22 protein-coding genes are annotated in these 25,648 nt (G+C 67.3%); 3 read left to right on the top strand and 19 right to left on the bottom strand.

Going from position 1 to position 25,648, the window contains the following annotated elements:
• Positions 1-24: 24 nt before the first annotated feature.
• From HGB51_RS14800 to HGB51_RS14775, 6 genes are all read right to left on the bottom strand, one after another.
• Entirely contained in the window at positions 25-1,455 is a 1,431-nt protein-coding gene (locus HGB51_RS14800; RefSeq protein WP_070206434.1) for an efflux transporter outer membrane subunit, read from the bottom strand.
• Positions 1,449-2,186 carry an SDR family oxidoreductase gene (locus HGB51_RS14795; protein WP_070206433.1) on the bottom strand — a complete coding sequence of 246 codons (738 nt, stop codon included), beginning with the start codon at positions 2,184-2,186 and terminating at the stop codon, positions 1,449-1,451. The genes HGB51_RS14800 and HGB51_RS14795 overlap by 7 nt, the downstream gene beginning before the upstream one ends.
• Positions 2,187-2,210: 24 nt before the next feature.
• Positions 2,211-5,381: an efflux RND transporter permease subunit gene (locus HGB51_RS14790; RefSeq protein ID WP_070206432.1), complete on the bottom strand. Its 3,171-nt coding sequence runs from the start codon at positions 5,379-5,381 to the stop codon at positions 2,211-2,213.
• Positions 5,382-5,524: 143 nt separating this feature from the next.
• A complete protein-coding gene (locus HGB51_RS14785; protein ID WP_084738799.1) occupies positions 5,525-6,739 on the bottom strand; it encodes an efflux RND transporter periplasmic adaptor subunit in 1,215 nt (404 codons plus the stop codon).
• A 92-nt stretch (positions 6,740-6,831) separates the two neighbouring features.
• Positions 6,832-7,605 carry an SDR family NAD(P)-dependent oxidoreductase gene (locus HGB51_RS14780; protein WP_070206430.1) on the bottom strand — a complete coding sequence of 258 codons (774 nt, stop codon included), beginning with the start codon at positions 7,603-7,605 and terminating at the stop codon, positions 6,832-6,834.
• Positions 7,602-7,829 carry a hypothetical protein gene (locus tag HGB51_RS14775; protein ID WP_070206429.1) on the bottom strand — a complete coding sequence of 76 codons (228 nt, stop codon included), beginning with the start codon at positions 7,827-7,829 and terminating at the stop codon, positions 7,602-7,604. The genes HGB51_RS14780 and HGB51_RS14775 overlap by 4 nt, the downstream gene beginning before the upstream one ends.
• A gap of 140 nt (positions 7,830-7,969) precedes the next feature.
• Between HGB51_RS14775 and HGB51_RS14770 the strand changes: the two genes are divergently transcribed.
• The gene (locus tag HGB51_RS14770; RefSeq protein ID WP_070206428.1) at positions 7,970-8,992 is read left to right on the top strand and encodes a LysR family transcriptional regulator; all 1,023 of its coding nucleotides are present in this window, start codon (positions 7,970-7,972) and stop codon (positions 8,990-8,992) included.
• Between the two features lie 113 nt (positions 8,993-9,105).
• Here the strand turns inward: HGB51_RS14770 and HGB51_RS14765 are convergent, their stop codons facing one another.
• Complete coding sequence (locus HGB51_RS14765) at positions 9,106-9,801, bottom strand: YiaD family glycine zipper/OmpA-like lipoprotein (RefSeq protein WP_070206427.1); 696 nt, start codon at positions 9,799-9,801, stop codon at positions 9,106-9,108.
• Positions 9,802-9,919: 118 nt separating this feature from the next.
• Positions 9,920-11,329 carry a cryptochrome/photolyase family protein gene (locus HGB51_RS14760; RefSeq protein WP_070206426.1) on the bottom strand — a complete coding sequence of 470 codons (1,410 nt, stop codon included), beginning with the start codon at positions 11,327-11,329 and terminating at the stop codon, positions 9,920-9,922.
• A 197-nt stretch (positions 11,330-11,526) separates the two neighbouring features.
• Here HGB51_RS14760 and HGB51_RS14755 point away from each other — a divergent pair, with 197 nt between their 5' ends.
• Positions 11,527-12,615: a catalase family protein gene (locus tag HGB51_RS14755; RefSeq protein WP_070206425.1), complete on the top strand. Its 1,089-nt coding sequence runs from the start codon at positions 11,527-11,529 to the stop codon at positions 12,613-12,615.
• Positions 12,616-12,691: 76 nt separating this feature from the next.
• Here HGB51_RS14755 and HGB51_RS14750 read toward each other — a convergent pair whose 3' ends face one another.
• From HGB51_RS14750 to HGB51_RS14730, 5 genes are all read right to left on the bottom strand, one after another.
• Positions 12,692-13,942 carry an amidohydrolase family protein gene (locus tag HGB51_RS14750; RefSeq protein WP_246233592.1) on the bottom strand — a complete coding sequence of 417 codons (1,251 nt, stop codon included), beginning with the start codon at positions 13,940-13,942 and terminating at the stop codon, positions 12,692-12,694.
• Positions 13,943-14,030: 88 nt separating this feature from the next.
• A complete protein-coding gene (locus tag HGB51_RS14745; RefSeq protein WP_425505387.1) occupies positions 14,031-14,660 on the bottom strand; it encodes an inorganic diphosphatase in 630 nt (209 codons plus the stop codon).
• 5 nt (positions 14,661-14,665) lie between these two features.
• Positions 14,666-16,045, bottom strand: a complete 1,380-nt coding sequence (locus tag HGB51_RS14740; RefSeq protein WP_171966889.1) for a purple acid phosphatase family protein — start codon at positions 16,043-16,045, stop codon at positions 14,666-14,668.
• Entirely contained in the window at positions 16,042-17,157 is a 1,116-nt protein-coding gene (locus tag HGB51_RS14735) for an NHL repeat-containing protein (RefSeq protein WP_070206422.1), read from the bottom strand. Before HGB51_RS14735 ends, HGB51_RS14740 begins: the two co-directional genes overlap by 4 nt.
• The gene (locus HGB51_RS14730; protein ID WP_070206421.1) at positions 17,157-19,706 is read right to left on the bottom strand and encodes a TonB-dependent receptor; all 2,550 of its coding nucleotides are present in this window, start codon (positions 19,704-19,706) and stop codon (positions 17,157-17,159) included. Before HGB51_RS14730 ends, HGB51_RS14735 begins: the two co-directional genes overlap by 1 nt.
• Before the next feature lie 157 nt (positions 19,707-19,863).
• Here HGB51_RS14730 and upp point away from each other — a divergent pair, with 157 nt between their 5' ends.
• Positions 19,864-20,499 (top strand): uracil phosphoribosyltransferase, encoded by a 636-nt coding sequence (gene upp, locus HGB51_RS14725; RefSeq protein ID WP_070206420.1) that lies wholly within the window; start codon positions 19,864-19,866, stop codon positions 20,497-20,499.
• A gap of 89 nt (positions 20,500-20,588) precedes the next feature.
• On the opposite strand, the gene HGB51_RS14720 is transcribed toward upp, so the two are convergent.
• The 6 genes from HGB51_RS14720 to rsmD form a co-directional block, all read right to left on the bottom strand.
• Entirely contained in the window at positions 20,589-21,476 is an 888-nt protein-coding gene (locus HGB51_RS14720) for an MBL fold metallo-hydrolase (protein ID WP_070206419.1), read from the bottom strand.
• A 304-nt stretch (positions 21,477-21,780) separates the two neighbouring features.
• On the bottom strand, positions 21,781-23,517 hold the full coding sequence (gene ggt / locus HGB51_RS14715) for a gamma-glutamyltransferase (protein WP_070209089.1): 1,737 nt from the start codon (positions 23,515-23,517) through the stop codon (positions 21,781-21,783).
• Positions 23,514-23,795: a YfhL family 4Fe-4S dicluster ferredoxin gene (locus HGB51_RS14710; RefSeq protein ID WP_070209088.1), complete on the bottom strand. Its 282-nt coding sequence runs from the start codon at positions 23,793-23,795 to the stop codon at positions 23,514-23,516. The genes ggt and HGB51_RS14710 overlap by 4 nt, the downstream gene beginning before the upstream one ends.
• A 97-nt stretch (positions 23,796-23,892) precedes the next feature.
• Positions 23,893-24,384 (bottom strand): hypothetical protein, encoded by a 492-nt coding sequence (locus HGB51_RS14705; protein ID WP_070209087.1) that lies wholly within the window; start codon positions 24,382-24,384, stop codon positions 23,893-23,895.
• Between the two features lie 44 nt (positions 24,385-24,428).
• A complete protein-coding gene (gene coaD / locus HGB51_RS14700; protein WP_070209086.1) occupies positions 24,429-24,938 on the bottom strand; it encodes a pantetheine-phosphate adenylyltransferase in 510 nt (169 codons plus the stop codon).
• Between the two features lie 7 nt (positions 24,939-24,945).
• The gene (gene rsmD / locus HGB51_RS14695) at positions 24,946-25,551 is read right to left on the bottom strand and encodes a 16S rRNA (guanine(966)-N(2))-methyltransferase RsmD (RefSeq protein ID WP_070209085.1); all 606 of its coding nucleotides are present in this window, start codon (positions 25,549-25,551) and stop codon (positions 24,946-24,948) included.
• Positions 25,552-25,648 lie beyond the last annotated feature (97 nt).

Raw genomic sequence — 25,648 nt, 5'->3', positions numbered from 1 at the left:
ACGCATGCCGCCCCCTGCATACGATTACCGCATCGTGCCGGCCAGTGCCGGCGGGGTGGCATCCTGCTGCTGGCCCCAACCGCCCAGCGCCTTGTACACACCGACGACGCTGACGTTGACGGTGGACTCGGCCGCCGCCAACGCATCGTCGGCGGCCAGCTGGGTGCGCTGCGCATCGAGCAGGGTCAGGAAGTCTTCCGAGCCTTCACGATAGCGGATCTGCGCGAGCTGTTCGGCACGCCGCGCGGCCTGCGCCTGTTCGGCCACGATGCCCAGCCGCGCCTGCTGCTTGGCATAGCGGGTCAACGCATTCTCGGTGTCTTCCAGCGCCAGCAGCACCGCCTTCTCGTACTCGGCGGCAGCGCCGTCGGCCTGCGCCTTGCTTGCGCGCAACCGTGCCTTGACCGTGCCGAAGTCGAACGCGGCCCAGCTGATCGACGGGGTCACCGACCACGCCTTGTTGTTGCCGTTGACCAGCCCGCTGGCATCGCCAGAGAGGAAACCGACGAAACCGCTGAGGCTGATCCGCGGGAACAGGTCGGCCGTGGCCACCCCAACCCGCGCAGTGGCAGCCGCCAGCCGACGCTCGGCCACGCGCACGTCGGCGCGCTGGCGCAGCAGGTCGGTGGTGTCGCCCAGTGGCAACGCCTTCGCGTACGGCGGCACCTCGCGCGGTGCCAGCAACGCATCCAGCGCATCCGGACGCTGCCCCAGCAGCACCGCCAGGCGGTGCCGCGACTGCACCTCGGCCACTTCCAGCAGCGGAATGTCGGCCTCGATCGCCTTCAACCGCGCCCGGCTGCTCTGCACGTCCAGCTCGCTACCCGCGCCCAGCTCCCAGCGTGCTTCGGTCAGACGCTGCGTGTCGCGCAGGTTGACCAGGGTGCGCTGGGCGACGTCGATCCGCTTCTGGGTGCCGCGCAGCTCAAAGTAATTGCGTGCCACTTCCGCAGCCACGGTGACCTGCGCGTCGGCCAGGTTGTCCTGCTCTGCGCCGAGGTCGGCGCGCGCCGCTTCGGCGGCCCGGCGCTGGCGACCGAACAGGTCCAGCTCCCAGCCCGCATCAAAGCCAAGCTGGTAGGTTTCGCCGAAGACGCGCTCGCCACCGGCGGTCAGGTCCGGCTGCTTGCGGCGGTCGTAACTGCCGCCCGCGGTGACATGCGGCAACTGGTCCAGGCGCTGTTCGACGAACACCGCACGGGCCTCGCGGACCCGCGCCATGGCGATGCGCAGGTCGAGGTTGTCGCCCAGCGCGTCGTGCACCAGCTGTTCCAGCACCGGGTCGTCGAACTGCGCCCACCAGCTGGCCACCGGCGAAGTAGTACTGAACACCGGCGCGGCCGCGCCCTGCAGGACCACCGGCTGTGCCGGCGGTGCCTGGTAGTTCGGGCCGACGCTGACGCAGCCGGCCAGCAGTGCGCTGGCAACGGCGGCGGTCAACACACGGATCACCATGGCAGCACCTCGCCCAGGTAAGTAAAGCTGCCGTTGGGACCGTCGGCACCGATCAGCGCCATGCCCACGCTGGAGCGCGCGCCGTCGGCGATTTCGAGCTCGCCTTCGCCACTGTTCATGTCGGTCTTCACGTAACCCGGGTGCACGGTGTTGACCTTGGTGGTGCTCTCGCGCAGCTCGTACGCCAGCTGCACGGTCCAGGCATTCACCGCGCTCTTGGAGGCGTTGTAGGCCGGCACCATGAAGCCGTAGATCGGCGAACCGGGCTGGCTGTGCAGGGTCAGGGAGCCGAGGATGCTGGACACGTTGACGATGCGGCCGGCCGGCGACTGGTTGAGCAGCGGCAGGAACGCCTGGGTCACGGCGATCACCGCGAACAGGTTGGTGTCGAAGGTGCTGCGCCAGGTGTCCAGGGTCTGCGCCGACGGCGCCAGCGCCGGGTTGTCGAGCAGGATGCCGGCGTTGTTGACCAGGATGTCCAGGCGACCGTGACGGTCGCTGATCTCCTGCACGGCCGCGGCAATGCTGGCAGCGTCGACCACGTCGAGCTGGATCGCTTCCACCGGCAGGCCCTCGGCCTGCAGCTTCAGCGCTTCGGCCACGGCGGTGTCGCGCTTGCGACCGGCCAGCAGCGTATGCACGCCGGCCTGGGCCAGCTGGCGCACGGTTTCCAGGCCGATGCCACGGGTGGCGCCGGTGACCAGCGCGATCTTGGAAGTAGCAGTATTCATGGAAAGTCCTCGTGGGGATCGGGATCAGTGATGGAGGGTGGAGTCGCCGTGGGCGACCAGCTTGCCGCCGCCGTTGCGGCTGACGAACTTGCGCAGCGCCACGTAGAACACCGGGGTCAGGAACAGGCCGAACAGGGTCACGCCGAGCATGCCGGCAAACACGGTGATGCCGGTCACCGAGCGCACTTCCGCACCGGCGCCATGCGACAGCACCAGCGGGATGGTGCCGGCGATGAACGCGATCGAGGTCATCACGATCGGGCGCAGTCGCAGGCGGCAGGCTTCCAGCGCGGCTTCCACGATCCCCTTGCCGCCCATTTCAAGCTCGCGGGCGAATTCGACGATCAGGATCGCGTTCTTGCACGCCAGGCCCATCAGCACCACCAGGCCGACCTGCACGAACACGTTGTTGTCACCGCCGGTCAACCATACGCCGAACAGGGCCGACAGCAGCGTCATCGGGACGATCAGGATCACCGCCAGCGGCAGCGACCAGCTCTCGTACAGCGCGGCCAGCACCAGGAACGCCAGCAGGATCGCCACCGGGAACACGATGAAGGCGGCCTTGCCCTGGGTGGCCTGCTGGTAGCTCAGGTCGGTCCATTCGGTGGTCATGCCCACCGGCAGCACCTTGGCGGCGATCTCGGTCAGGTTGCTCATGGCCTGGGCCGAGGACAGCATGCGCGGGTCGGCTTCACCGGCCAGGTCGGCGGCCGGGTACCCGTTGAAGCGCAGCACCGGGTCCGGGCCGTAGGTTTCCTTCACGGTCACCATCGAACCGATCGGCACCATTTCGCCACGGTCGTTGCGGGTACGCAGCTTGCCGATGTCTTCCACGCTGTTGCGGAACTGGCCGTCGGCCTGGGCGATGACCTGCCAGGTACGACCGAACTCGTTGAAGTCATTGACGTACGACGAACCCAGGTAGGTCTGCAGGGTGTCGAACAGCTCGGTGAGCTGCACGCCCTGCGCCTTGGCCTTGACCCGGTCCACTTCTGCGTCCAGCTGCGGCACGTTGGCCTGGTAGCTGGTGATCGGGAACGCCATGCCCGGGGTCTGCGCCACTGCGCCCTGCATCTGGCTCACCGCCGTCTGCAATGCGCCATAGCCCAGGTTGCCACGGTCTTCGATGAACATCTGGTAGCCGTTGCCGTTGCCCAGGCCCAGGATCGGCGGCGGCATCATCGCGAAGGCGAAGCCTTCCTGCAGCCCGGCGATCTTCTGGTTGATCTCGGCATTGATCTCGGCAGCGGTGCGGCCATTGCGCTCGTTGAACGGCTTGAGCGGGATGAACGCCACGCCGGTGTTGGGCGTGTTGGTGAACTGCAGCGCGTTCAGGCCCGGGAACGAAATGGTGTGGGCCACGCCGTCGGTTTCCTGCGCGATCTTGGCGACCTTGCGCAGCATTTCATCGGTACGCGCGATCGAGGAACCTTCCGGCAGCTTCACGCCGGCGATCAGGTACAGCTTATCCTGGGTCGGAATGAAGCCCGGCGGCACCAGCTTGAAGATGAAACCGGTACCGACCAGCAGCACCGCGTACACCACGAACACCGCGCCGCGACGACCGAGGATCTTCGAGACGCTGCGCTCGTACTTCTCCGAGCTGGACTTGAAGAAGCGGTTGAACGGCCGGAAGATCCAGCCGAACAGGCGGTCGATGATCCGGGTCGGCGCGTCCTTGGCCGCGTCATGCGGCTTGAGCAGGCGCGCGGCCAGGGCCGGCGACAGGGTCAGCGAGTTGATCGCCGAGATCACCGTGGAAATGGCGATGGTGACGGCGAACTGCTTGTAGAACTGACCGGTCACGCCGGACAGGAAGGCCATCGGCACGAAAACCGCACACAGCACCAGCGCGATCGCGATGATCGGGCCGGAGACTTCCTTCATGGCCTGGTGGGCGGCCGCGGTCGGCGACAGGCCTTCTTCGATGTTGCGCTCGACGTTCTCCACCACCACGATCGCGTCGTCGACCACGATGCCGATCGCCAGCACCAGCCCGAACAGGCTCAGCGTATTGATCGAGAAGCCCAGCACGTACAGCGCGGCGAAGGTACCCACGATCGACACCGGCACTGCGATCAGCGGAATGATCGAGGCGCGCCAGGTCTGCAGGAACAGGATCACCACCAGCACCACCAGCGCGATGGCTTCCAGCAGGGTCGAAACCACGGCCTTGATCGAGTCGCGCACGAAGATGGTGGTGTCGTACACCGCTTCGTACTTCACGTCGGCCGGGAAGGTCTTCTGCATTTCGTCCATGGTGCCGATCACCGCATCGCGGATCTCCAGCGCGTTGGCGCCGGGGGCCTGGAAGATGCCGATGCCGACCGCGTTCTTGCCATCCAGCTGCGAGCGCAGGGTGTAGTCGCCGGCGCCCAGTTCGACCCGGGCCACGTCGGACAGGCGGACCACTTCACCGTCGGTGCCGGCCTTGAGCACGATGTCGCCGAACTCCTGCTCGCTGCGCAGGCGGCCCTGGGCATTGATCAGGGTCAGGAACTGGCTGTTGGGCATCGGTTCGGCGCCGAGCTGGCCGGCCGAGACCTGCACGTTCTGCTCGCGCATGGCGCGGACCACGTCGCTGGCGGTCAGGCCGCGCGCGGCCACCTTGTCCGGGTCGAGCCAGGCGCGCATGGCGTAGTCGCCGCCGCCGAAGATCTGCGCGTCGCCCACGCCGGGAATGCGCGCCAGCGCGTCCTTGACGTGCAGGCGGGCGTAGTTGCGCAGGTACAGGGTGTCGTACTTGCCGTTCGGCGAGGTCAGGTGCACCACCATCAGGAAGGTCGGCGACTGCTTCTGGGTGGTCACACCCTGGCGGCGCACGTCTTCAGGCAGGCGCGCCTGCGCCTGGGCCACGCGGTTCTGCACCTTCACCGCCGCGTCGTCCGGGTCGGTACCCGGGCGGAAGGTGACGGTCATCTGCAGCACGCCGTCCGAGCCGGCCACCGACTTGAGGTACATCATGCCCTCGACGCCGTTGATCGCCTCTTCCAGCGGGGTGGCCACGGTTTCGGCGATCACCTTCGGGTTGGCACCCGGATACACGGTGCGCACCACCACCGACGGCGGCACCACTTCGGGGTACTCGCCGATCGGCAGGATCGGGATGGAGATCAGGCCGGCGGCGAAGATCACGATCGACAACACCGCCGCGAAAATCGGCCTGTCGATGAAGAAACGGGAAAAGTCCATGTGTGGATTCCTGGTATTTTCAGCAACGCCGGCGTGCAGCACCCCGGCCGCTGTCGAAATCGACAGCGGAGGTGGTGCGCACGAGGCGGGTAACGCCGGGCCATGCCCGGCTGCGGGTAGAGCCGGGCTCTGCCCGGCCGCCCTTAATTCAACGCAGTAGCACGTGCCGGTACGACCGCCGGGGTCGGCTGCATCGCAACCGCCTTGGCCTGCACCGGCATGCCGGGCATGAAGACCTTCTGCACGCCGTCGATGATCACGCGGTCGCCTGCGTTCAGGCCCTGCTGCACGATGCGCAGGCCCTCGGCGGTACGGCCCAGGGTGATGTCACGACGTTGCGCCTTGCCTTCCTTGTCGACCACGTACACGTACTTGCGGTCCTGGTCGGTGAGCACGGCCTTGTCGTCGATCAGCATGGCCTGGAACTCACCGCTGCCGAGCAGCTGCACGCGGGCGAACAGGCCGGGCGTGAACACGCGATCGGCGTTGTCCAGCAGTGCCCGCACGCGGATGCTGCCGGTGCTGCGGGTGACCTGGTTGTCGAGGAAGTCGACCTTGCCCGCGTGCGGGAAGCCCTCTTCACCGGACAGGCCGACCTTGACCGGCAGGTCGCTGTCGCGCTCGCTCGGGCGTTCGCCCTTGCGGGCCATCTGGGCGTAGCGCAGGAAGGTGCCTTCGTCGGCATCGAAGTACACGAACACCTTGTCCAGCGAGACCAGCGTGGTCAGCACACTGGCACTGTCGCCGGCGGTGACCAGGTTGCCGGCGGTCACCATCGCGCGGCCGGCACGGCCGTCGATGGGGGCGCGGACCTGGGTGAACTCCACGTTCAAGCGGGCCGCGTCCACGGCAGCCTGCGCAGCCATGACTGACGCCTGCGCCTGGTCGGCGGTGGCACGACGCTGTTCCCAGGTTTCGGTGGAGATCGCCTGCTGGTCGGAGAGGCGGCGTGCACGTTCGGCCTCGCTGCGGCTGAGCGTGGCCTGGGTACGGGCGCGGGCCAGTTCGGCGGTGGCGCGGTCCAGTTCGGCGCGGTAGCTGCGTGCGTCGATGGTGAACAGCACGTCGCCCTTCTTCACTTCATCGCCTTCGACATAGTTGACCTTGTCGATGTAGCCGGACACGCGCGGGCGCAGTTCAACGCTCTGCACCGCTTCGACGCGGCCGCTGAAGTCGTCCCACTGGCTGACCGGCTTGACCAGCACCGGCGCGGCACTGACCTGCGGCGGCGGTGGCGCGCCGGCTTCTTCGGCGTGGCCGCCACTGCAGGCGGCCAGCACCGCAGCGGCGAGGATCGACACGCCGGCCATGGCCAGCCGTCGGGTGATGCGGGTGGAGGTGGGAGTGTGGGAGGTCATGAGATGCATCCTTACGGCAAAGTGGGTGAGGCGAAAAACAGAAGGGCGGTGCAACGAGGTGGCGTAGCGTGAGACCTCAACCTTGGTAGAGGTCAAGCGGTCCCTGCGATGTTGTGCGAGCGGTCCGGCGGCCATTCCTGGTTGAGCAGGCCGCGGGGAAGTTCGGCATCGCGGGTGTCGCAGCGGACGATGGGGCGGTTGTCGGTGCAGTTGTCGAGCAGCGACACCAGCCGGCGCCCGACCAGCAGCGCGCTCGGCCATTCGATGCAGGCGTTCGCGGCGTTGATGGGCGTGCAGACGGGGTTGTTCACTTCCAGCATCTGCGCACGCACGCCCAGTGCCTGCGCTTCCTGGTGCAGCACCTGCGCATACATGCGAGTGGCCGACATGGTGATCGAGGTTTCGCCGTGCCCGGCCCACGCCTTGTAGCCGGCCGGTCCACCGATCACGACGTAGCGGCGCGCGTGCGGGCCGCCCTGCAGCAGTGGCAGCAGGTGGCGGCCGGCATGCACATGCGGCATCACGTCGGCCTGCAGCGCCTGCAGCAGGGCGTCGCCGTTGCGGTCGGTGACCCGGCCGCGGTTGTAAGGGCCGCCCATCGCGTCGACCACGGCGGCCAGCGGGCGGCGGCGCTGCGCGACGCGTTCGGCCACGCTGCGCGCGGAGCCGTCATCGCCGAGCGACCCGAGCAGGGTTTCCAGGCCAGGTTCGTCGGCGAACTGCTCGCGCAGTGCGGCAAGCCGGCCCGGGTCGCGGCCGACCACCAGGACCGGGCTGCCGGCCTCCAGCAGCGCGGCCACGATGCCCTGCCCGACGCTGCCGGTGCCGCCCAGCACCAGAACCTCGGGGGCCAGCGTCCCACTCATGGGACTTTAACTCCCGTCGCCGGGATAATCCCAATTCGGCCCAGTCGGCCGCCATTGCGGGCGCCCAGGCGCAGGCTGCCGCCGCGCTGCAGGTTGGCGGGCGGGGTGAACTCGCGGAAAGCCTTGCCGGAGAAGGCCGAGGGGCGCTTCTCAACGGTGAGGGCCAGGTCCAGCGAGGGGGTACGGCCGCCAATGACGCGGCCAAGAATGTTCTGCAACCACATGGTTGGCGTCCTCCAAATCGGGAATGGCGCCAGATTAGTCCTCGAACTCCCCCTTGATTAGTCCGAATTAAGGGGAATAATCGTCCCGTACCCGGCACAATCTTTCGGGCACCCTACCCACCCCGATTCGGATCCTCCTCATGGCCCACGATCTCAACGACACGCTGATCTTCGTCAAGGTGGTCGAGCAAGGCAGCTTCATCGCAGCTGCCAACGCGCTCGGCCTGCCCAAGACCACCGTCAGCCGCAAGGTGCAGGAACTGGAAACCCGCCTGGGTGCACGGCTGCTGCACCGGACCACGCGCCGACTGGGCCTGACCGAGGCCGGCTCGGTCTACCACGAGCACTGCCAGCGCATCGCGCGCGAGCTGGAAGAAGCCGAAGGTGCGGTCAACCAGCTGCAGTCCGGCCCGCGCGGCTGGCTGCGCTTCACCGTGCCCTACTCCATCGGCATCACCTGGATCGCGCCGCTGCTGGGGCAGTTCCACGCGCAGTACCCGGAAATCCAGCTGGACATGCACCTGGGCAACGAAAAGCTGGACCTGATTGCAGGCGAAGCGGACCTGGCGCTGCGCGTGGGTGCGTTGCCGGACTCGAACCTGGTGGCGCGCAAGCTGGGCAGCCTGCGCACCCAGGTATTCGCAAGCCCGGCGTACATCGAACGCTACGGCGAGCCCCTGCATCCGGACGAGCTGCAGTTCCACCGCATCCTGGCGATGCGCAAGGCGCGCAACCTCAACAACAACCGGTTCTTCTGGCAGCTTGGCGAGAATGGCGGCGACCTGCGCGATTTCCCGGTCAATCCGCTGCTGGTGGCCAATGATCCGTCAGCGCTCAACGGCGCACTGGTGTGTGGCGAAGGGCTGCTGCTGACCGGTGACGTGATGGCCAAGCCGTTCATCGAGTCGGGCATGGTGCGCCGCGTGCTGGCGGGTTGGACCGGGCCGGAAGTGGACTTCAACGCGGTGTTTGCCGGTGGGCGGCTGGTGTCGCCGAAGGTGCGCGCGTTCGTGGATTTCCTGGTGGAAAAGCTGAACTTCGACGCGAACTACATGCTGGCGCAGTGCCCGGCAGCGAAGCTGGCCAAGCAGCAGGCGAAGGAAGCGGAAGCGGAGCTGCAGGAGACCGGGAAGCGGATTCTGGAGACGGTTACTGCGGAGTGATGGTTGGGGCAGCCGGGCAGAGCCCGGCTCTACAGAAAATGCCGCCCGTCGGGGCGGCATTTTCGCTATACGCCGGTGTTACCGACGTATCGCAGTAACAACGCTGTGCGTTGTTACTGCGTCAGCGGGATCACGCGAATTTCGACGCGACGATTCTTGGCGCGGCCGGCATCGGTGCTGTTGTCGGCGATCGGGTAAGCCTTGCCTGCGCCCAGGGTTTCCATGCGCACGCTCTGCACACCCTGGCCGCTCAGGTACGCGGCCACCGAATCGGCACGCTCCTTGGAGAGCTTGTTGTTGACCGCGTCGCTGCCGATGCTGTCGGTGTGACCGACTACTTCGATCATGGTCTGGTTGTACTCGTTGAGCGTGGAGGCCACGCCATTGAGCGCCGGGTAGAACTGCGGCTTCAACGCGGACTTGCCGAAGTCGAAGGTCACGCCGTCCGGCAGGTTCAGCACGATGTTGTCGCCCTGGCGCTGCACGTCGATGCCGGTGTTGGCGGTACGCTCGCGCAGCTGGCGCTCCTGCTTGTTCTGGTAAGCGCCCACGCCGGCACCGGCCAGTGCGCCGATGCCCGCGCCCACCATGGCGTGCTGGCGGCGTTCGGTGGCGCTGTCGCCGGTCAGCAGGCCGGCGGCCACGCCGATGGCGGTACCAATCAGCGCATTGCGGCCGGTGCGGCTCTGCTGCTCGGTCGGGTTGCCGTACTGGTCGCTCTGCACGTAGGTGCCACCGGTGGCGCAGGCCGACAGGGCGGCGGCAGTCATCAGGGCCAGGGCCACGTTGCGGGGTGCGGATCGGATCATGGTGTTCTCCTCGAGTGACGGCCGTGCGGCGTGTGAATGGCCAGAAGGATAAACAGGGAAATGCGATGCCTGCATGATGAACACGCAGGTATTCGGCATTCCATTCAGGTAGCTGGCTCTAGCCCGTGTGCCGATATGCGGCCAATGCAGCTTCCCGCCCGGCTGCCAGATCCACCAGCGGCACGGCGGGATAGGACGGCGCGAGCTCGGCCAGCAGGGCCTGCGACTGCCACGGTGCGAAGCGCGCCTTGACCGGCAACGCCGCCAGTTCAGGCACCCAGCGCGTGATGTAGCGCGCATGCGGATCGAACTTCTGCGACTGCGTGACCGGATTGAAGATGCGGAAGTACGGTGCCGCATCTGCCCCGGTTCCGGCCACCCACTGCCAGCCCATGGTGTTGTTGGCCAGGTCGGCGTCCACCAGCGTGTCCCAGAACCAGCGCGCGCCGTGCAGCCAGTGCTGGCGCATGTGCTTGCACAGGAAACTGGCCACGATCATGCGCACGCGGTTGTGCATGTAGCCGGTGGCCCACAGTTCGCGCAGGCCGGCGTCGACGATCGGTATGCCGGTACGGCCCTGTTGCCACGCCTGCAGCTGGCTTGCGTTCGGCGCGGCCCATTTGAAGGACGCGAAACGTGGATTGAGGTTCTGTTCCGGTGTCTGCGGGAAGTGGTGCATCAGGTGGTAGGAGAATTCGCGCCAGCCCAGTTCGCGGATGTAGCCGTCGATGTCGGCATCGCGGCTGGCGCTGCGCTCTTTCTCCAGCCGACGCACGATCTGCCACGGAGAAATTTCGCCGAAATGCAGGTGCGGGGACAACAGCGAGGTCCCCACCCGATCCGGCAGGTCGCGCTGCTGGCGGTAGCCGTTCAGTGCGCCGTCGATGAACACCGTCAGCGCTTCGTCGGCGCCTGCCTCACCCGGCTGCCAGTGCTCCCAGAACTGCCGGTCCCAGTCGAGCGTGGGGGTCAGCTGCAACGTGTCAAGACTTACGCCCGTGGCCTTGTGCGACGGCAGGCGCTCCGGCACCGGCAACGGTGCGGGCAGGTTCATGCGGGTCAACGCATTGCGCCAGAACGGGGTGAACACCTTGTAGGGGCCGCCCTGCAGGGTGGCGATGTCCCAGGGCTCGAACATCAGGCTGCCGTTGTGGCTCTCTGCTTCGATGCCCTGTTCGCGCAGCTCACGCTTGATCCGCGCATCGCGCGGCTGGGTGGCCGGTTCGTACTTGCGGTTCCAGTAAACGGCCACTGCGCCGGTCTCGGCGATCAGCTCCTGAAGCTCGGCGTCGCTGTCGCCCTGGCGCAGTACCAGCGACGAGCCGCGAGCGCGCAGGTCGGCATCCAGCGCCGCCAGCGAACGGTGCAACCAGGTGTCGGAGGCTGCGCCGGGTGCCCAGTCGCCCTCTTCCTGCGGTGCATGGATGTACACCGGTACCGGCGTGTGCCCGGCCTCGAGCGCGGCCTGCAGCGCAGGGTTGTCCTGAAGGCGCAGATCGCGGCGAAACCAGACCAGAGCTACCGACACGACTACCGCCTACGCTTGAAAGGTGCGCACATGATAGCGAGCCGCAGTGAAGGCCCTGCACGCGTCCTTCGCATGACCGGCATCTGGCATGCACCATGCCTGCACCCGGAAGCGCACATGGTGGGCGCATGCCCCAGCCGCACGTTTGCCAAGGCCGCGTGGCGGAGCCCTTCCTGCCTGATCTGGATGCCCATGCGATGACTCCTTCCCTGCCTGCTGTTCCCTATTCCCCGGCCGTCGAGCACCGTGATGCGGATGAGGACGCCACCATCGACGAGATGGTGAAAGTGTTCACGGATATGGCCCACACCGTGGCGGAGCATGAAGGGCACGCGCATCGCGCCGTGCATGCCAAGGGGCACGCTTTGCTGCGTGGACGCTTCCGGGTGCTGGATGGGTTGTCGCCAGAACTTGCGCAGGGCCTGTTCGCCGCACCCGGCGAGTTCGATGCACTGGTGCGGTTGTCGTCGCCGCCGGCCGAACAGCTGCCGGACACGGTGTCTACCCCGCGTGCAATGGCAGTCAAGATCCTGGACGTGCCCGGCGCCCGCGTTGAAGGCGGCGATGAGCTGCACAGCCAGGACTTCCTGATGGTCAACGGGCCCGCGTTCAACACGCCGGGCATCAGCGGCTTCCTGCGTTCGGCCAAGCTGCTGGCCGCCACCACCGAGCGCATGCCGCGCACCAAACAGGTGATCTCGGCAACGCTGCGCGGTACCGAGGCGGCCCTGGAAGCGGTGGGCGGCCAGAGCGCATCGTTGAAAGCGCTGGGTGGCGAACCGCAGCATCATCCCCTTGGCGAGACGTTCTTTACCCAGGTTCCGTTCCGCTATGGCGACTACATCGCCAAGTTCTCCTGGGTGCCGATTTCGCCGGGCCTGGTGGCGCTGACGGGCAGGAAGCTGGAATCGGAGCCGGACACGCAGCGCGATGCGGTCGCCGCGTTCTTTGCGCAACCTGGCGCGGTGGCCGAATGGGAACTGCGCGTGCAGCTGTGCCGCGATCTGGAGAAGATGCCGATCGAAGATGCATCGGTGGTCTGGCCGGAGGACGTCAGCCCGTACCTGCCCGTGGGTCGCCTCGTGGTGGAAGCACAGCCGTCCTGGAGCGCCGATGCCGAAGCGGCTGAAGATGCCCTCGCCTTTGCGCCATGGCACGCCCTGGCGGCGCACCAGCCACTGGGCAACCTCAACCGCGCCCGGCGCGTGGTGATGGCAGCCTCACGGGAGTTCCGTTCGCGGTTCAACCGCTGCCCGATTCACGAACCGACCCACCGCGCGCCGTAGAGCGGGGCTCTGCCCCGCTTTGCGCAGCCACGCAGGGCGTGGCTCTACCGGCTGGGCAGCTACGCAGGGCGTGGCTCTACCGGGGGGTGTAGATGGTCTTGCCGTCGCGAATGGTCATCGCTACGTCCGCAAATGCTTCTGTCGACTGCTGTGGGTCGCTGCCCAGCACTACCAGATCGGCGGCGTAGCCTTCGGCGAGGCGCCCACGCTGGGTGGCGTCGCCGAACCGCGATGCGGGCGCGGTGGTCAGGCTGGCCAGGATCTGCCGCCAGTCGAGGCCGGCGGCGGTCATCAGCCGGTATTCCACCCGGGTGTCGTAGACCTCGGTGTAGCCGGCGTCGGTGCCGAACAGCACCTGCCCGCCTCCGTCGGCCATGGCTTTGACCTGCTGCTGTGCATTGCCGACGAATCGCTTCACCACCTCGTCAGGCACGCCTTCCTGGCGCAGGTGGGCGTCGAACAGCGACAGCGTCGGCACCAGTGCCATGTGCTTCGCTTTCAGCCTCTCCACCAGTTCCGGCGACCACGGGCCAGCGTCCGGTGCGGTATGCGCCAGCACGTCCACACCGCTGGCCACCGCAACCTCCAGCCCCGCCATGTTGGTCGGATGAGCGAAGGCCGGCTTGCCGTGCGCGTGTGCAGCGTCCACCGCCGCGCTGGCGACGTCCACCCGCATTGGCAGTACGCCCTGGGGCCCGCCTACGATCGCGCCGGTGAAGACCTTTACGCCGTCGGCGCCGGCGTCCAGCTGGGCTTCGGCGCGTTGGCGCGCCTCGGCGGGCGTGGCGACTTCCGCGCTGATCGTGCGGGTCTGCGCCCACAGCTCGCGTACGTAGATCGGCGTGCCGTGCTCGGGGTAAAACGGCATGTCCACGGTCAGCAGGCGCGGGCCTTGAACCTCGCCCTTTGCCATGCGCGTGCGCAGCGCACCTGCGTCGCCCGGCAGGGAGCCGATGTCGAACAAGGTTGTGAAGCCCCACTTTCCGAAGCGGTCGCGCAGTGCGTCCTGCAGCGCCTCCGGCGTCTGCGCGTCAGGCTGGTGGAACGGCGGCGACATCAGGTGCACATGGCTGTTCCAGAACCCGGCGGTCACGCTGCGGCCCTTGCCATCGATGATGCGGGTGCCTTCCGGCACCTTCACCCTGCTACGAGGGCCGACGGCGGTGATGCGTCCGTCACGGACAACCACCGTGCCATCGGCAATCGGGGCGGCATCCGGTGAAGGAAACACCTGCGCGCCGACAATGGCGAAATCTTCTGCGAGAGCGGGGGCAGCCAGCAGCAGGGCGACGGCAAACACAACGGGTTTCAGCACGGTGCGTGACATGCGGGCTCTCCTTGGCGTCCATCCCAAGGCTACTGCACTACGGGCCCCGCAGAAGGGCCGGAAGTCAGGGTGCCGCGCAGCCCCTGGCTCAGTCGCCCTTGCCGCGCCGCTGCTGCGCGTCGAAGCGCTGCATGGATTCGCGGATCAGGGCCTTGGCTTCTGCCGCGTTGCCCCAGCCGTTGAGCTGCACCGGGTTGCGACCTTCCGGCAGGTCCTTGTAGACGCGGAAGAACGCCTCGATGCGCTGGCGTTCGATCAGCGGCAGGTCCTGCAGGTCGCGGATGTTGGCGTAGGTGGGGTCGATCTTGTCAGTCGGTACGCCGATCACCTTCTCGTCGTGCTCGCCCTTGTCGACCATCTTCAGGTATCCGATCGGACGGAAGCGCACGATCACGCCCGGGTGCAGCGGCTCACGGGTCAGGACCAGGGCGTCGAGCGGGTCGTTGTCGCCGGCCAGGGTGCGCGGCATCGAACCGTAGTTGGCCGGGTACGCCACCGGCATCGACTGGAAGCGGTCGACGTGGACCAGGCCGTCTTCCTTGATCTCGTACTTGGTGAAGCTGCCGGCGGGGATTTCCACCGCCAGATTGGCTTCTTCCGGCGCTTCCTTGGGCTGCGCGGCCAGGAACGGGTGCAGGACCGCGTTGCTGGCCAGGCTGGCGCCGGCAAGCAGGAGCAGCGCGGTGGTGAGGGCGAGAAGCGGAAGGCGGCGTTTCATCTGCATCATTCCCAGCATCGGTCGGCGCGACCCTTGAGGGTCTCGGTACGCGCGCAGTCGCGCGGGGCGATGCGGCCTTCGGTCAGCTCGGTCTTGCGCTTGCTGCCGTCAGCCGCGCGGGTCAGTTCGAAGCCGTCGTACAGGCGGCCGGTCACCGTGCGGGCTTCATAGCGCAGCTGCCGTGGATCGACCGTGAGCACCTGGAACAGCTGGGTATCCTCACCGACCGGGGCCATGGTGGCGCGCGCCTCGTCCGAGAGCCGGTACTGCTTGGGACCAGCCACGGTGACCACATACTGCGGGGTGGCATCGCTGCCTTCGCCGCGACGGCCATAGGTGTGGTCGTGCCCCTGCAGCACCAGGTCGACGTTGTGGCGGCGTACCACCGGCAGGATCTCCTCGCGCAGCGCGGTGTTCTCCCGCCCTTCGCGCGGCGAGTAGAACGGCTGGTGCAGCAGCACGATGGTCCAGCGCTGGGTGTTGCCGGCCAGCACCTTGTCCAGCCACTGCGCCTGCGCCTTGGCCGTGCCCAGGTCGAGCGCGGAGGTGCCGTCGAGTACCGCGATCCGCACGCCCTGGTAATCGAACCAGTAGGTGCTGGTGGAAGCGGCATCCACGCCATTGCGCGGCAGCGCGAACGTCACCGGCCAGTGCTTGCCGAGCACGCGGCGTTCCTGCGGCGTGTCTTCGAACTCCTCGAAGTACTCATGGTTGCCGATCGCCGGCGCCACCATGGTTTCCTGCGGCAGCCAGCCGGCGGCGGCGAACCACTCGCCCCACTCGCTGTCGTCCTGGCCGTCGCCCCCGCTGACCAGGTCGCCCGCAAACAAGGTCAGTGGCGCGGTCGGCGCCGCCTTGATGCCGGCGCGCAGCACGCGCGAGACGTGGCTCAGGTTCTTGTTCTGGGTGTCGCCGAAGTACAGCAGGGTCAGCGGCTTGTCCGCCGTCCCCGCCGTGCGCAGCTGGTTCCAGGCACTCCAGGTGCCGTTGCCCTGCACGCGCCACAGGTACAGCGTGTCCGGCGCCAGGCCGGTCACGTCCGCACGGTGGTGGTTGGACGCGCCCAGCTCGGTAGTGAGTGCGGTGGTGGTCGCGGTCACCCGGGCCACCTTGCCCACGTCCGGCGAATCGCCGGCCACGACCCACTCCAGCACCGGTGCCTTCACCGTGCCGTCGGTGCGCCAGGCCACGCCGAAACCGCGCGCGGCGTCCTGCGCCGGCGAAGCGACGATGCGGTCCGGGAAGCCGGTGGCGGCGTAATGTCGATTACCCACCGGCACCTGCGTGTTGGGTTCCACCTGGGTCGCGGTCCTGGCCGATGCAGCCCCCGAACACAGCAGCAGCGCCAGCCCCAGCGCCTTCACACAATCACGCACGGACATCAGTTTTCGCACTCCAGCGGCAGGGACAGTTGCTTGGCCACGCTGGCCCAATCGAACGCGACCACGCCCTGGTCGTCGTGCACCGCATACAGCGCGCCATGCGGGAAGCGCGGCGACGCGGCCATGCTCATCCAGATGCCGTCGGTGTTGGCGACCGTGTTGCCCTGGAAGGCACCCACATGCTTCAACGTGTGGCGGTCGAACAGATGGAACACGCTGCGCTGCTTGCCCTGCTCGGTGGTGATCCACCAGCCGTCCTTGCCGCAGGGGCGCAGCATCACGCCTTCGGCCTGCGCCTTGAAGGCGTCGCGGCCGAAGGTGGTGCCGGTGAACTTTCCTTCCAGCGTGTAGACCTTGAACTCGCTGGCGTAGCTTTCATCTTCCTCGGCGATCAGCAGGCGGTCGTTGGCCGGGTCGCCCCAGATCGACTCGACCACGCGCAGTGCGCCGGCCTCGCTGGTGTCGCCGATGCTGGACACCAGCGTCGCCTGCGCCTTGCCGTCCTGCACCTGCAGTGCGTAGCGGCGCACGCGCTTGTCCAGTTCGGCCAGCGGCGGCAGCACGTCGTTGCCCTGCGCATCTTCGCCGGCGTCGTAGGAGTCGGTGACGTACACGTCATAACCATTGGCCAGCTTGTTGACCCACAGGCCGTACGGCTTGCGCAGGTCATCGGCGGCGAACACGCCCAGCGGGGTGAAGTCCGGCAGCTGCAGGACCTGCACGCGATGGTTGTCGCGCTCCACGATCAGCACCAGGTCATCGACCACGGCAATGCCGTTGGGCCGGACGAACTGGCCCGGCGCGGTGCCGGTGCTGCCCACGTCGCGCAGGTGCGCGCCGGTCTGGCCGTCGTAGACCACCAGCTTGTCGGTGGCCTTGGCGGTGGCGATCAGCCACACCTGCCCGTCCGGCGTGGTCCAGCTGGCCGGCGAATCGATGTTGTCGGCCGGGGTCATCGGGGTCAGGAAGGCCTCGGCCACGGTGGCCACGGCCCGGTTGGTGGTGGTCGCCGTCGCGGCGTCCACCGCCGGTGCGGCCGGCGCCGGCGCCGCCGCCGGCTTGCAGCCGGCCAGCAGCGCCACGGCCAGCAGGCTGGCGACGGGAGCGGCGCGCATCACAGCGCCACCTTCAGGCCCAGCGCGTAGGTGCGGCCGTACTCTTCGTTCTGCAGGGTGCGCGAACGCACGCCCTGGTACAGCTCCAGCGGCTTGTCCAGCAGGTTCTGCGCTTCGAAGTAGACGCTCACGTTGTCGGTGATCTTGTAGTCCAGGCTGAAGTCGAGCTGGGTGTTGGGTGCCACGAAGATATCGTAGGCGCCGCTGTCCCCGAGCGTATCCAGGTATTCGCTGCGGTACACCGCGGCCAGGCGGGTGCTGAAGCCCTCTTTTTCATACCCAACGTGCGCGCTGTACACGTGCTTGGACGCGCGCGGCAGGGTGAAGTCCTCGTCGGCACGGCCGTCCAGGCCCGGGTCGAAGTCGGTGTCCAGCCAGGTGCCGCTGGCGCCGACCAGCAGGCCGTCCCAGCCCGCCGGCAGGAAGCTCAGCTGCTGCTGCCAGTTGAACTCGGCGCCGTAGACCTTGGCGGTGTCGCCGTTGATCACGCGGGTAACTTCGAAGCCCGGGTACTCCGGGTCGCTGTCGCTGACGGTGTTGACGATGTAGCCGTCGATGCTCTTGTGGAACAGGCCCAGCGAGACGATGCCGGTGCTGCCGATGTAGCGCTCCAGCGACAGGTCCAGGTTCTTCGATTCGTACGGGTCCAGTTCGGGATTGCCGATCCGCACTTCCTCGTCGCCGCGGTTGTAGCCGATGCGCGGCGCGATGTCGCCGAAGGACGGACGCGAGACGGTCTTGTTGGCGGCCGCGCGCAGTACCCAGTCGCTGCCGGCGTCATAGCGCAGGTGCAGGCCGGGCAGCACGTTGGTGTAGCTGCGGTCGGCGGTGAGCGGGGTAACGGTGTAGCTGCGACCGTTGGCGGCCACGTCCACCTGGTTGCCGGTCGCCTGGAACTGCGTGTTCTCCACGCGCACGCCGCCGATCACGCGCAGGTTGCCGATGTCCCAGGTGCCCATGGCGTAGGTGGCGAAGATGTCTTCGCTGGCGGTGTAGTCCTCTTCCAGCGAGGTCATCGCATTGGCACCGGCGTCCTGCGGACGGGCGCTGTACTGGCTGCCGAACTGCGCCCAGTAGCGGCGCATCGCGTCCGAGCTCATGCCCTGGCCGAGGCTGCCGCCGCGGTGGTCGGGGCTGGAGGTGGTCCAGTCGGACAGGGCCACGTCCGGGCCGACCCGCAGTTCGCGCTCGTCGGTATCGACGTCGCGGTCGCGCCAGCGGCCGAGCAGGCCGAACTTGTAGCTGCTGTTGTCGCCGTCGAAGCGCACGTTGATCTGCGCGCTGTGTTCCTTGTCGTCCACGCGCTTGGGCGAGAGCACGAAACGGTCGAAGTCGTAGTTGCCGTTGTCCATCCAGCTGGCATCGCTGAGCGTGTAGCGCGGGATGCCGCTGTTCTGGTCCACGGTGGCGGCCAGGTCGTCGCCGTTGTACTCGAAGCGCGCTTCCATTTCGTCGTTGACGCGCTCTTCGGTACGGGTATAGCCGACCTTGTAATCGACCACCGCGTTGGTCAGGCGGTTCTCACCGCCCAGGCTCGCCGCGAAGGTGTTTTCCTCCTTGGTGCGGTAGCGCATGCGCTTCTGGATGGCGTCGGCCGGCAGCTCGTCGACCCGGAACTGGTTGTTGCCCAGTGCGGTAACCTCGCCGTCACCGAAGTTGAAGATGGCGCGCTGGCGGGTTTCGGCGTCGTCGAACTGGCTGTAGAGCGTACGCAGGTAGTACTGGCTGTCTTCGCTGGGGCGCCAGTCGAAGTTGAGGTTGGCGCCGATGCGCTTGCGCTCGATCTCGTACTTGCGGTGCTGCAGGCTGGTGGCGAACAGGTCGTCTTCGCTGCCGCCGTCGAACTCACCGTACTCCACTTCGGTGTTGTCGGACTCGAACTTGCGGTTCTGGTAGTTCACGCCCAGCGCCACGCCGAAGGTATCGGCGAACACTTCGCTGTAGTTGAACGCGGCCTTCGGGCTGGTGTGGCCGGACAGGTCCTGGTGGCTGGCTTCGATCTTGCCGCGCAGGCTGCGACCGTCGCGGTCGAAGGCCGAGGCCGACTCGACCAGGATCGCGCCGCCGATGGCATCGCCGGGCATGTCCGGGGTGGGCGACTTGACCACGCGCAGGCGTTCGGTGGAATCGGAGGGAATGACGTCCAGCGGCGCGGCGCGGCTGGAGTCTTCCGGGGTACCGACCGACACGCCGTCGATGCTGACGCTGTTGAGGTTGGCATCCAGGCCACGCACCACCACGAAGCGGCCTTCGCCCTGGTCGCGGGTGACGCTCACGCCCGGCAGGCGCTGCAGCGACTCGGCCACGTTCTTGTCGGGGTAGACGCCCATGGAATCGGACGACACCGCGTCCTGGATCGCGTCGCTGCTGCGCTTGAGGTCGACGGCGCGGGTCTGCGATTCCAGCTGCGGACGGACTTCCACGCGGTCCAGTTCGGTGGCCGCCGCAGCGCCGGCGAGCTCCCCGCTCGCGGCGGCCACGGCGGGCGCGGTGGACAGGACGAGCAACGAGAGGCTGATGGCCAGCCCCAGAGGCGATTTGTTCTGCACGGCATCCCCAACGGTGTAAAGATTGGGTCAGCACGGTATGTCCGCGAGATTGCATGAACGTGACACCGGTGGTGATTTCACACCGCGCCTGGCGCCTCTGGCCGGGCATGGGGCCACTGCGGCAAAATGGCGTCCTCCCCGTTTTGCTGGCATTCCCATGAAAATCGTCGAAGTTCGCCACCCGCTGGTGCAGCACAAGATCGGCCTGATGCGCGACGCGTCCCTGAGCACCAAGGACTTCCGCGAACTGGCCAATGAGCTGGGCGGCCTGCTCGCCTATGAGGCCACCGCCGACCTGGATACCGAGGCGCACACCCTTCCCGGCTGGGCCGGCCCGGTCACCGTGCAGCGCATCGCCGGCGCCAAGATCACCGTGGTGCCGATCCTGCGTGCGGGGCTGGGCATGCTGAGCGGCGTGCTGTCGCTGATTCCGGCGGCGCGGGTCAGCGTGGTCGGCCTGCAGCGCGACGAGGAAACCCTGCAGCCGGTGCCCTACTTCGAGCGCCTGACCGGCCGCCTGGAAGAACGCGACGCGCTGATCCTGGACCCGATGCTGGCCACCGGCGGCACCCTGATCGCGACCATCGACATGCTCAAGCGCGCCGGCGCACGCCGGATCAAGGGCATTTTCCTGGTGGCCGCGCCGGAAGGCATCGCCGCGGTGCAGGCGGCGCACCCGGACGTGGAGATCTTCACGGCCGCCATCGATGAGCGCCTCAACGAGCGCGGCTACATCCTGCCGGGCCTGGGCGACGCGGGTGATCGCATCTTCGGAACCCGCGTGGCCGGTTGAGATCGGCGTTGATTGGGCATTGCGTGGGACACGCGTGGCGTGTCTCTACGCGGTCCCGTAGCGACACGCCATGCGTGTCCCACGCGGTCTCAAGCCAACGCGCGCGCCTTCAACTCGCCCTGTTCGTGGGCCGTTCCGAAACGGCCCTTCTCATCGCGGGTCACCTGCGCCAGCGCGACCTGAGGGTCGTGGGTAAAGAACAGGTGCACGTTGCGGGCCAGCTTGTCTTCCAGGAAGCTGCGCTTCTCGTCGATCAGCAGCTCTGCGTTGCGGTCGTAGCCCATGGTGATGGGAACATGCACCCATGAGCGCCCGGGAATCAGGTCGGCGCAGAACACCACGCCCCCGCGCGGCTGGCCTTCGACCTGCTCGGGCCCGACGATTTCGGCCAGCATCAGCCCCGGCGTATGCCCGTCACTGAAACTGAAACGCACGCTCTGGCCCAGGGTGCGTGAATAAGGCCCCTGCACGATCTCCAGACGACCGCTGTCCTGCAGCAGTTTCGGCAGCTCGGGAATGAAACTGGCGCGGTCACGCGGATGCGGGTGCAGCGCGCGCTCCCAATGTTCGGCCCCTACCAGGAACGTGGCGTTCGGGAACAGCAGCTCCGGCCCCCGCCCTTCGCTCCACGGCGCAAGCAGGCCACCGGCGTGATCGAAGTGCAGATGGCTCAGCACCACGACGTCGATGTCTTCATGCTCGAAGCCTGCTTCGCGCAGCGACTCGATCAGCACATGGCTGGGTTCCTGCACGCCATACCGATCACGCAGCTTCGGCTCGAAGAACGCACCAATGCCGGTTTCGAACAGCACCGTCTTACCGGCCAGCGGACTGGCAAGCAACGCGCGGCAGGCCAGTTCGATCCGGTTGAGATCGTCGGGCGCCGCCCATTTTTCCCACACCGCGCGCGGCGCATTGCCGAACATCGCGCCGCCATCGAGCTTCTGTGAGTTACCGCGGATCGACCATAGTTTCATCGGTAAATTATCCGGCGGTCGGCGTTAATAAATCGCTACGCGCAGACGGTAGTGCCGGGCCCTGCCCGGCATCCGCGTTTCCCGTGGCCCCCGGCCAACTGTCAAAGGGTCGACCGGGGTCGGTTTGCGGGGGAATCGGCGCCATGGATGGCGTCCGCTTAGCCCCCATGGATGGGTTTACGGCGACCCCGCAAACCGGCACCGGGCGGCCCAAGCCAGGGAAACCTCGCACCCTGCAGCTGTTCGCCAAAAAGCATGAAGCCGGGCAAAGCCCGGCCTCACGCATCACATGCAATCCCAAGCATCACTTGGACTTGGAAATTTCACCGCTGCCTACCGGATTGCGCGGGTCGCTGCCGACGCTGAGCACATTGCTGCGGCGGTTCCATTCGACCGTCTGCAGGTTGCCCCAGACGTGGCTCGAGCCGCGGCCGCCGGCCGCGCTGTTGCCCGGCAGGTCGATCTTGTGGCCCATCGCCTGCAGCTGCCTGATCGTCGCCTCGTCGAACGTGTTGCTTTCCGCCTCGATCACGTCCGGCAGCCACTGGTGGTGGAAGCGCGGCAGTGCCGCGACCTGCTGTGCGTCCAGCCCGTCGTCGTAGCCCAGCACACCCAGCAGCACCATCGTGATGATCCGGCTGCCGCCCGGCGTGCCCAGCACCACCACCTTGTCCGACGACTCCATGAACGTCGGCGTCATCGAACTCAGCATCCGCTTGCCCGGCTTCGGCGCATTCGCCGCATAGCCCATCACCCCGAACGCATTCGGCGTGCCCGGCTTCAGCGCGAAATCGTCCATCTCATTGTTCAGCAGCACCCCCGTGCCCGACGGAATCAGGCCCGACCCGTACAACAGGTTCACCGTCTGCGTCGCGCCCACCCGGTTGCCCTCGCCATCGATGATCGAGAAATGCGTCGTCTCGTCATCTTCCAGCGGCGTCGGATTGCCCGACAGCAGATCGCTCGGCGTTGCCTTCTCCGGATGGATCGTCGCACGCAGCCCCTGCGCGTAATCGCGGCTGGTCAGCACCTTCTGCGGGATCTGCACGAAATCCGGATCGCCCAGGAAGAACGTACGGTCACGGAACGCACGACGCATCGACTCCACCACCAGGTGCGTCCGGTGCGCCGGATCCATCGACTTCAGGTCCCAGCCTTCCAGGATCTGCAGCATCGACGCCAGCGCGATCCCGCCCGACGACGGCGGCGACGCCGTCGTCACCTTCCAGTCCCGGTAATTGAACACGATCGGCTCGCGCTGCTTGACCCGGTAGCCCGCCAGCTCTTCCGCCGTCCACTTGCCACCGGCCTGCTTCACGCCCGCCAACAGCAGCGTGCCCGTTTCGCCCTTGTAGAACCCGTCGAACCCGTCCGCCGCCAGACGCTCCAGCGTCTGCGCCAGTTCCGGCTGCTTGAACACATCGCCTTCCGTAATCGGCCTGCCGTTGCGCAGGTACACCTCACGCGTCCCCGGGAAACGTTCCATCACCTCACGGCGCGACGCATAGCCCTTGGCCATGCGCGCATACACCGGGAAGCCCTCGCGCGCGATCCGGATCGCCGGCGCCAGCGAATCCTTCAGCGGCAGCTTGCCGTGCCTGGCCGACAACTCAACCAGCGCCGCCGGCAACCCCGGAATACCGGCCGACCACGGCCCATTGACCGAACGGTCGCGGTCCAGCGCCCCGTTCTTGTCCAGGAACGCCTCCGGCGTGGCCGCCGCCGGCGCCGTCTCGCGCGCGTCCAGCATCACGTCCTTGCCCGTGCGCGCATCGTGCAGCAGGAAGAACCCGCCGCCGCCCAGCCCCGAACTGATCGGCTCCACCACCGCCAGCGTCGACGACACCGCCACTGCCGCATCGAATGCATTGCCGCCCTTGGCCAGGATCTCCATCCCCGCCTCCGTGGCAAGGTGGTGGCCACTGGCAATCGCCGCGCCATCCGGATGGGTGGCCAAAAGCGCCTTTGCAGGCGCAGCGGCCCAGAGCGCAGGGGTCCACAGCAGGACCAGCAACAACCAGCGACGCGACGGCTTTTTCATTCGGGGGAAGACTCCGCATACAGTTCGGGATGATCGCGCTGCAGCCCATGCAACTTGGCCAGCAACGCCTCCTGGGTTTCCGGAATATCCGGATCGGGATCGATGCATTCCACCGGGCATACGACCACGCATTGCGGTTCGTCGAAATGCCCCACGCATTCAGTGCAGCGTGCAGGGTCGATCACGTAGATGGTTTCACCCATCGAAATGGCCTGGTTGGGACAGGCCGGCTCGCATACGTCGCAGTTGACGCAGAGCTCATTGATTTTCAGCGACATGGCGTTACTCCACGCCAGTGCCGGCAAAGGGAAAGCGGCGCCCCCTCGCAGGGACGCCGCCCGGGCCGCGCACAGGGCGCGGCCGCCATGGCACGGCTTACTTGGCTTCTACGAAGATGTACTCGGCGCCGGTCGGCTGCACGATCGACTGCACGCGGGCGTTGTCGGCGGCCTGGCCGATGTACACCACGCGCACACCCTTCATCGAGTCGGCGGACACGTCCTTGAACACGGCCTGGATCATGTCGGCCATCTTGCCCGAGGCAGACGAACCGAAGGCCAGCATGTTGCCCGGCTGCACGCCACGGGCGACCGCAGCGGTGGCGCTTTCGACCTGGCGGTCGTACTTGGCCTGGAACTCCGGATCCGATTCCGGCGCCAGGTAGTACAGGAACGGGCTGTTGGTGATGTTGCCCATGTTCTGCACGGCCACGGCCTGCAGGTACTTCTTCCAGCCCGCATCGTCGTCCTTGGCCGGGGCGACCAGCGCCTGCTGGGCTTCGGCGACCGGCGCGGCCTCTTCCTTCTTGCAGGCGGTGAAGGCCAGCGCGAACGACGCGATCAACATGGCACGCATGGTGTTGTTCATGGAGTCTCCCTCTTGGTGATTCTTGGTATGTGTAGGTCTTGGGGTTACGACGGGCCCGACTTCGCTTCGCGGACCTTGCGCAGCGCCTCGAGTACCGAGGCCGGCACGAAGCCGGACACGTCACCACCAAGGCGGGCGATCTCGCGGACCAGCGAGGACGAAATGAAGCTGTGCTGCTCGGCCGGGGTCAGGAACAGGGTCTCGACCTCCGGGATCAGGTGGCGGTTCATGCTCGCCATCTGGAACTCGTATTCAAAATCGGACACCGCGCGCAGCCCGCGCAGCAGCACCCCACCCTGCTCGGAGCGCACGAAATGCGCCAGCAGCGTGTCGAAACCGCGCACTTCCACATTGCGGTGGTGGGCCAGCGCGTCCCGCGCCAGCGACACCCGCAGCTCCAGCGGCAGCGAGGGCCCCTTCGAAGGGCTCTGCGCCACGCCGACCACCAGCTTCTCGAACAACGGCGCGGCCCGGTTCACCAGGTCGATGTGACCGTTGGTGATCGGATCGAAGGTGCCCGGGTATACGGCGATGCGGCGGTTGGCTACGGTCATGCGGACGCTACGCGTTCTGATCTGGTGAAAGTGTAACAGTGGCGCGGCGGTACAGGGCAAAGCCGACCTCGCGGGTGCCCCCCTCCCGGTGCAGCAGCCAGCCCGGGGGCAGGCGCAGGGTCTGCCCGGCCGGCGACTCCAGGTACAGCCAGGCATCGGCCGCCAGGTGCGGCCCCAGCCCGGCCAGGACGCTGTCCCACAGGCCATCGGCGAACGGCGGGTCGATGAACACGATGTCCGCCAGCCCCGACGGGCGCTGCGCCAGCCAGTGCAGCGCATCGCCCTGGACCACCTCGACCTGGGCCCGGGCGCCCAGCTTGGCCACCGACTCCCGCAGCTGCCGGGCCAGCCCGGCATCGCGCTCCACCAGGGTCGCCCGCGCCGCGCCACGCGACACCGCCTCCAGCCCCAGCGCCCCGCTGCCGGCGAACAGGTCCAGCACCCGGGCCCCGCCCAGGCGCGGCATCAGCCAGTTGAACAGGGTCTCGCGGACCCGGTCGCTGCTGGGTCGCAGGCCCGGCGCCAGCGGCACCGGCAGTTTCGTATTGCGCCATTTGCCGCCAATGATGCGGACCTGGCCGACAGGGGCCGAAAGTGAAGAGCGGGATTTCATGTGTGAAGGATACCGCGCCGCCACGGATCCATGAGGGCCGGCCAACGGCCGGCGCTACCGGTGGCTTTCCCAGCACGTATAAATTGAAACGCCGCCA

It is taken from the genome of Stenotrophomonas bentonitica (assembly GCF_013185915.1).
Taxonomy (GTDB): Bacteria; Pseudomonadota; Gammaproteobacteria; order Xanthomonadales; family Xanthomonadaceae; genus Stenotrophomonas; species Stenotrophomonas bentonitica.
Note: the sequence above shows the minus strand (reverse complement) of the source record. Positions and strands in the feature narration are given on the sequence as shown.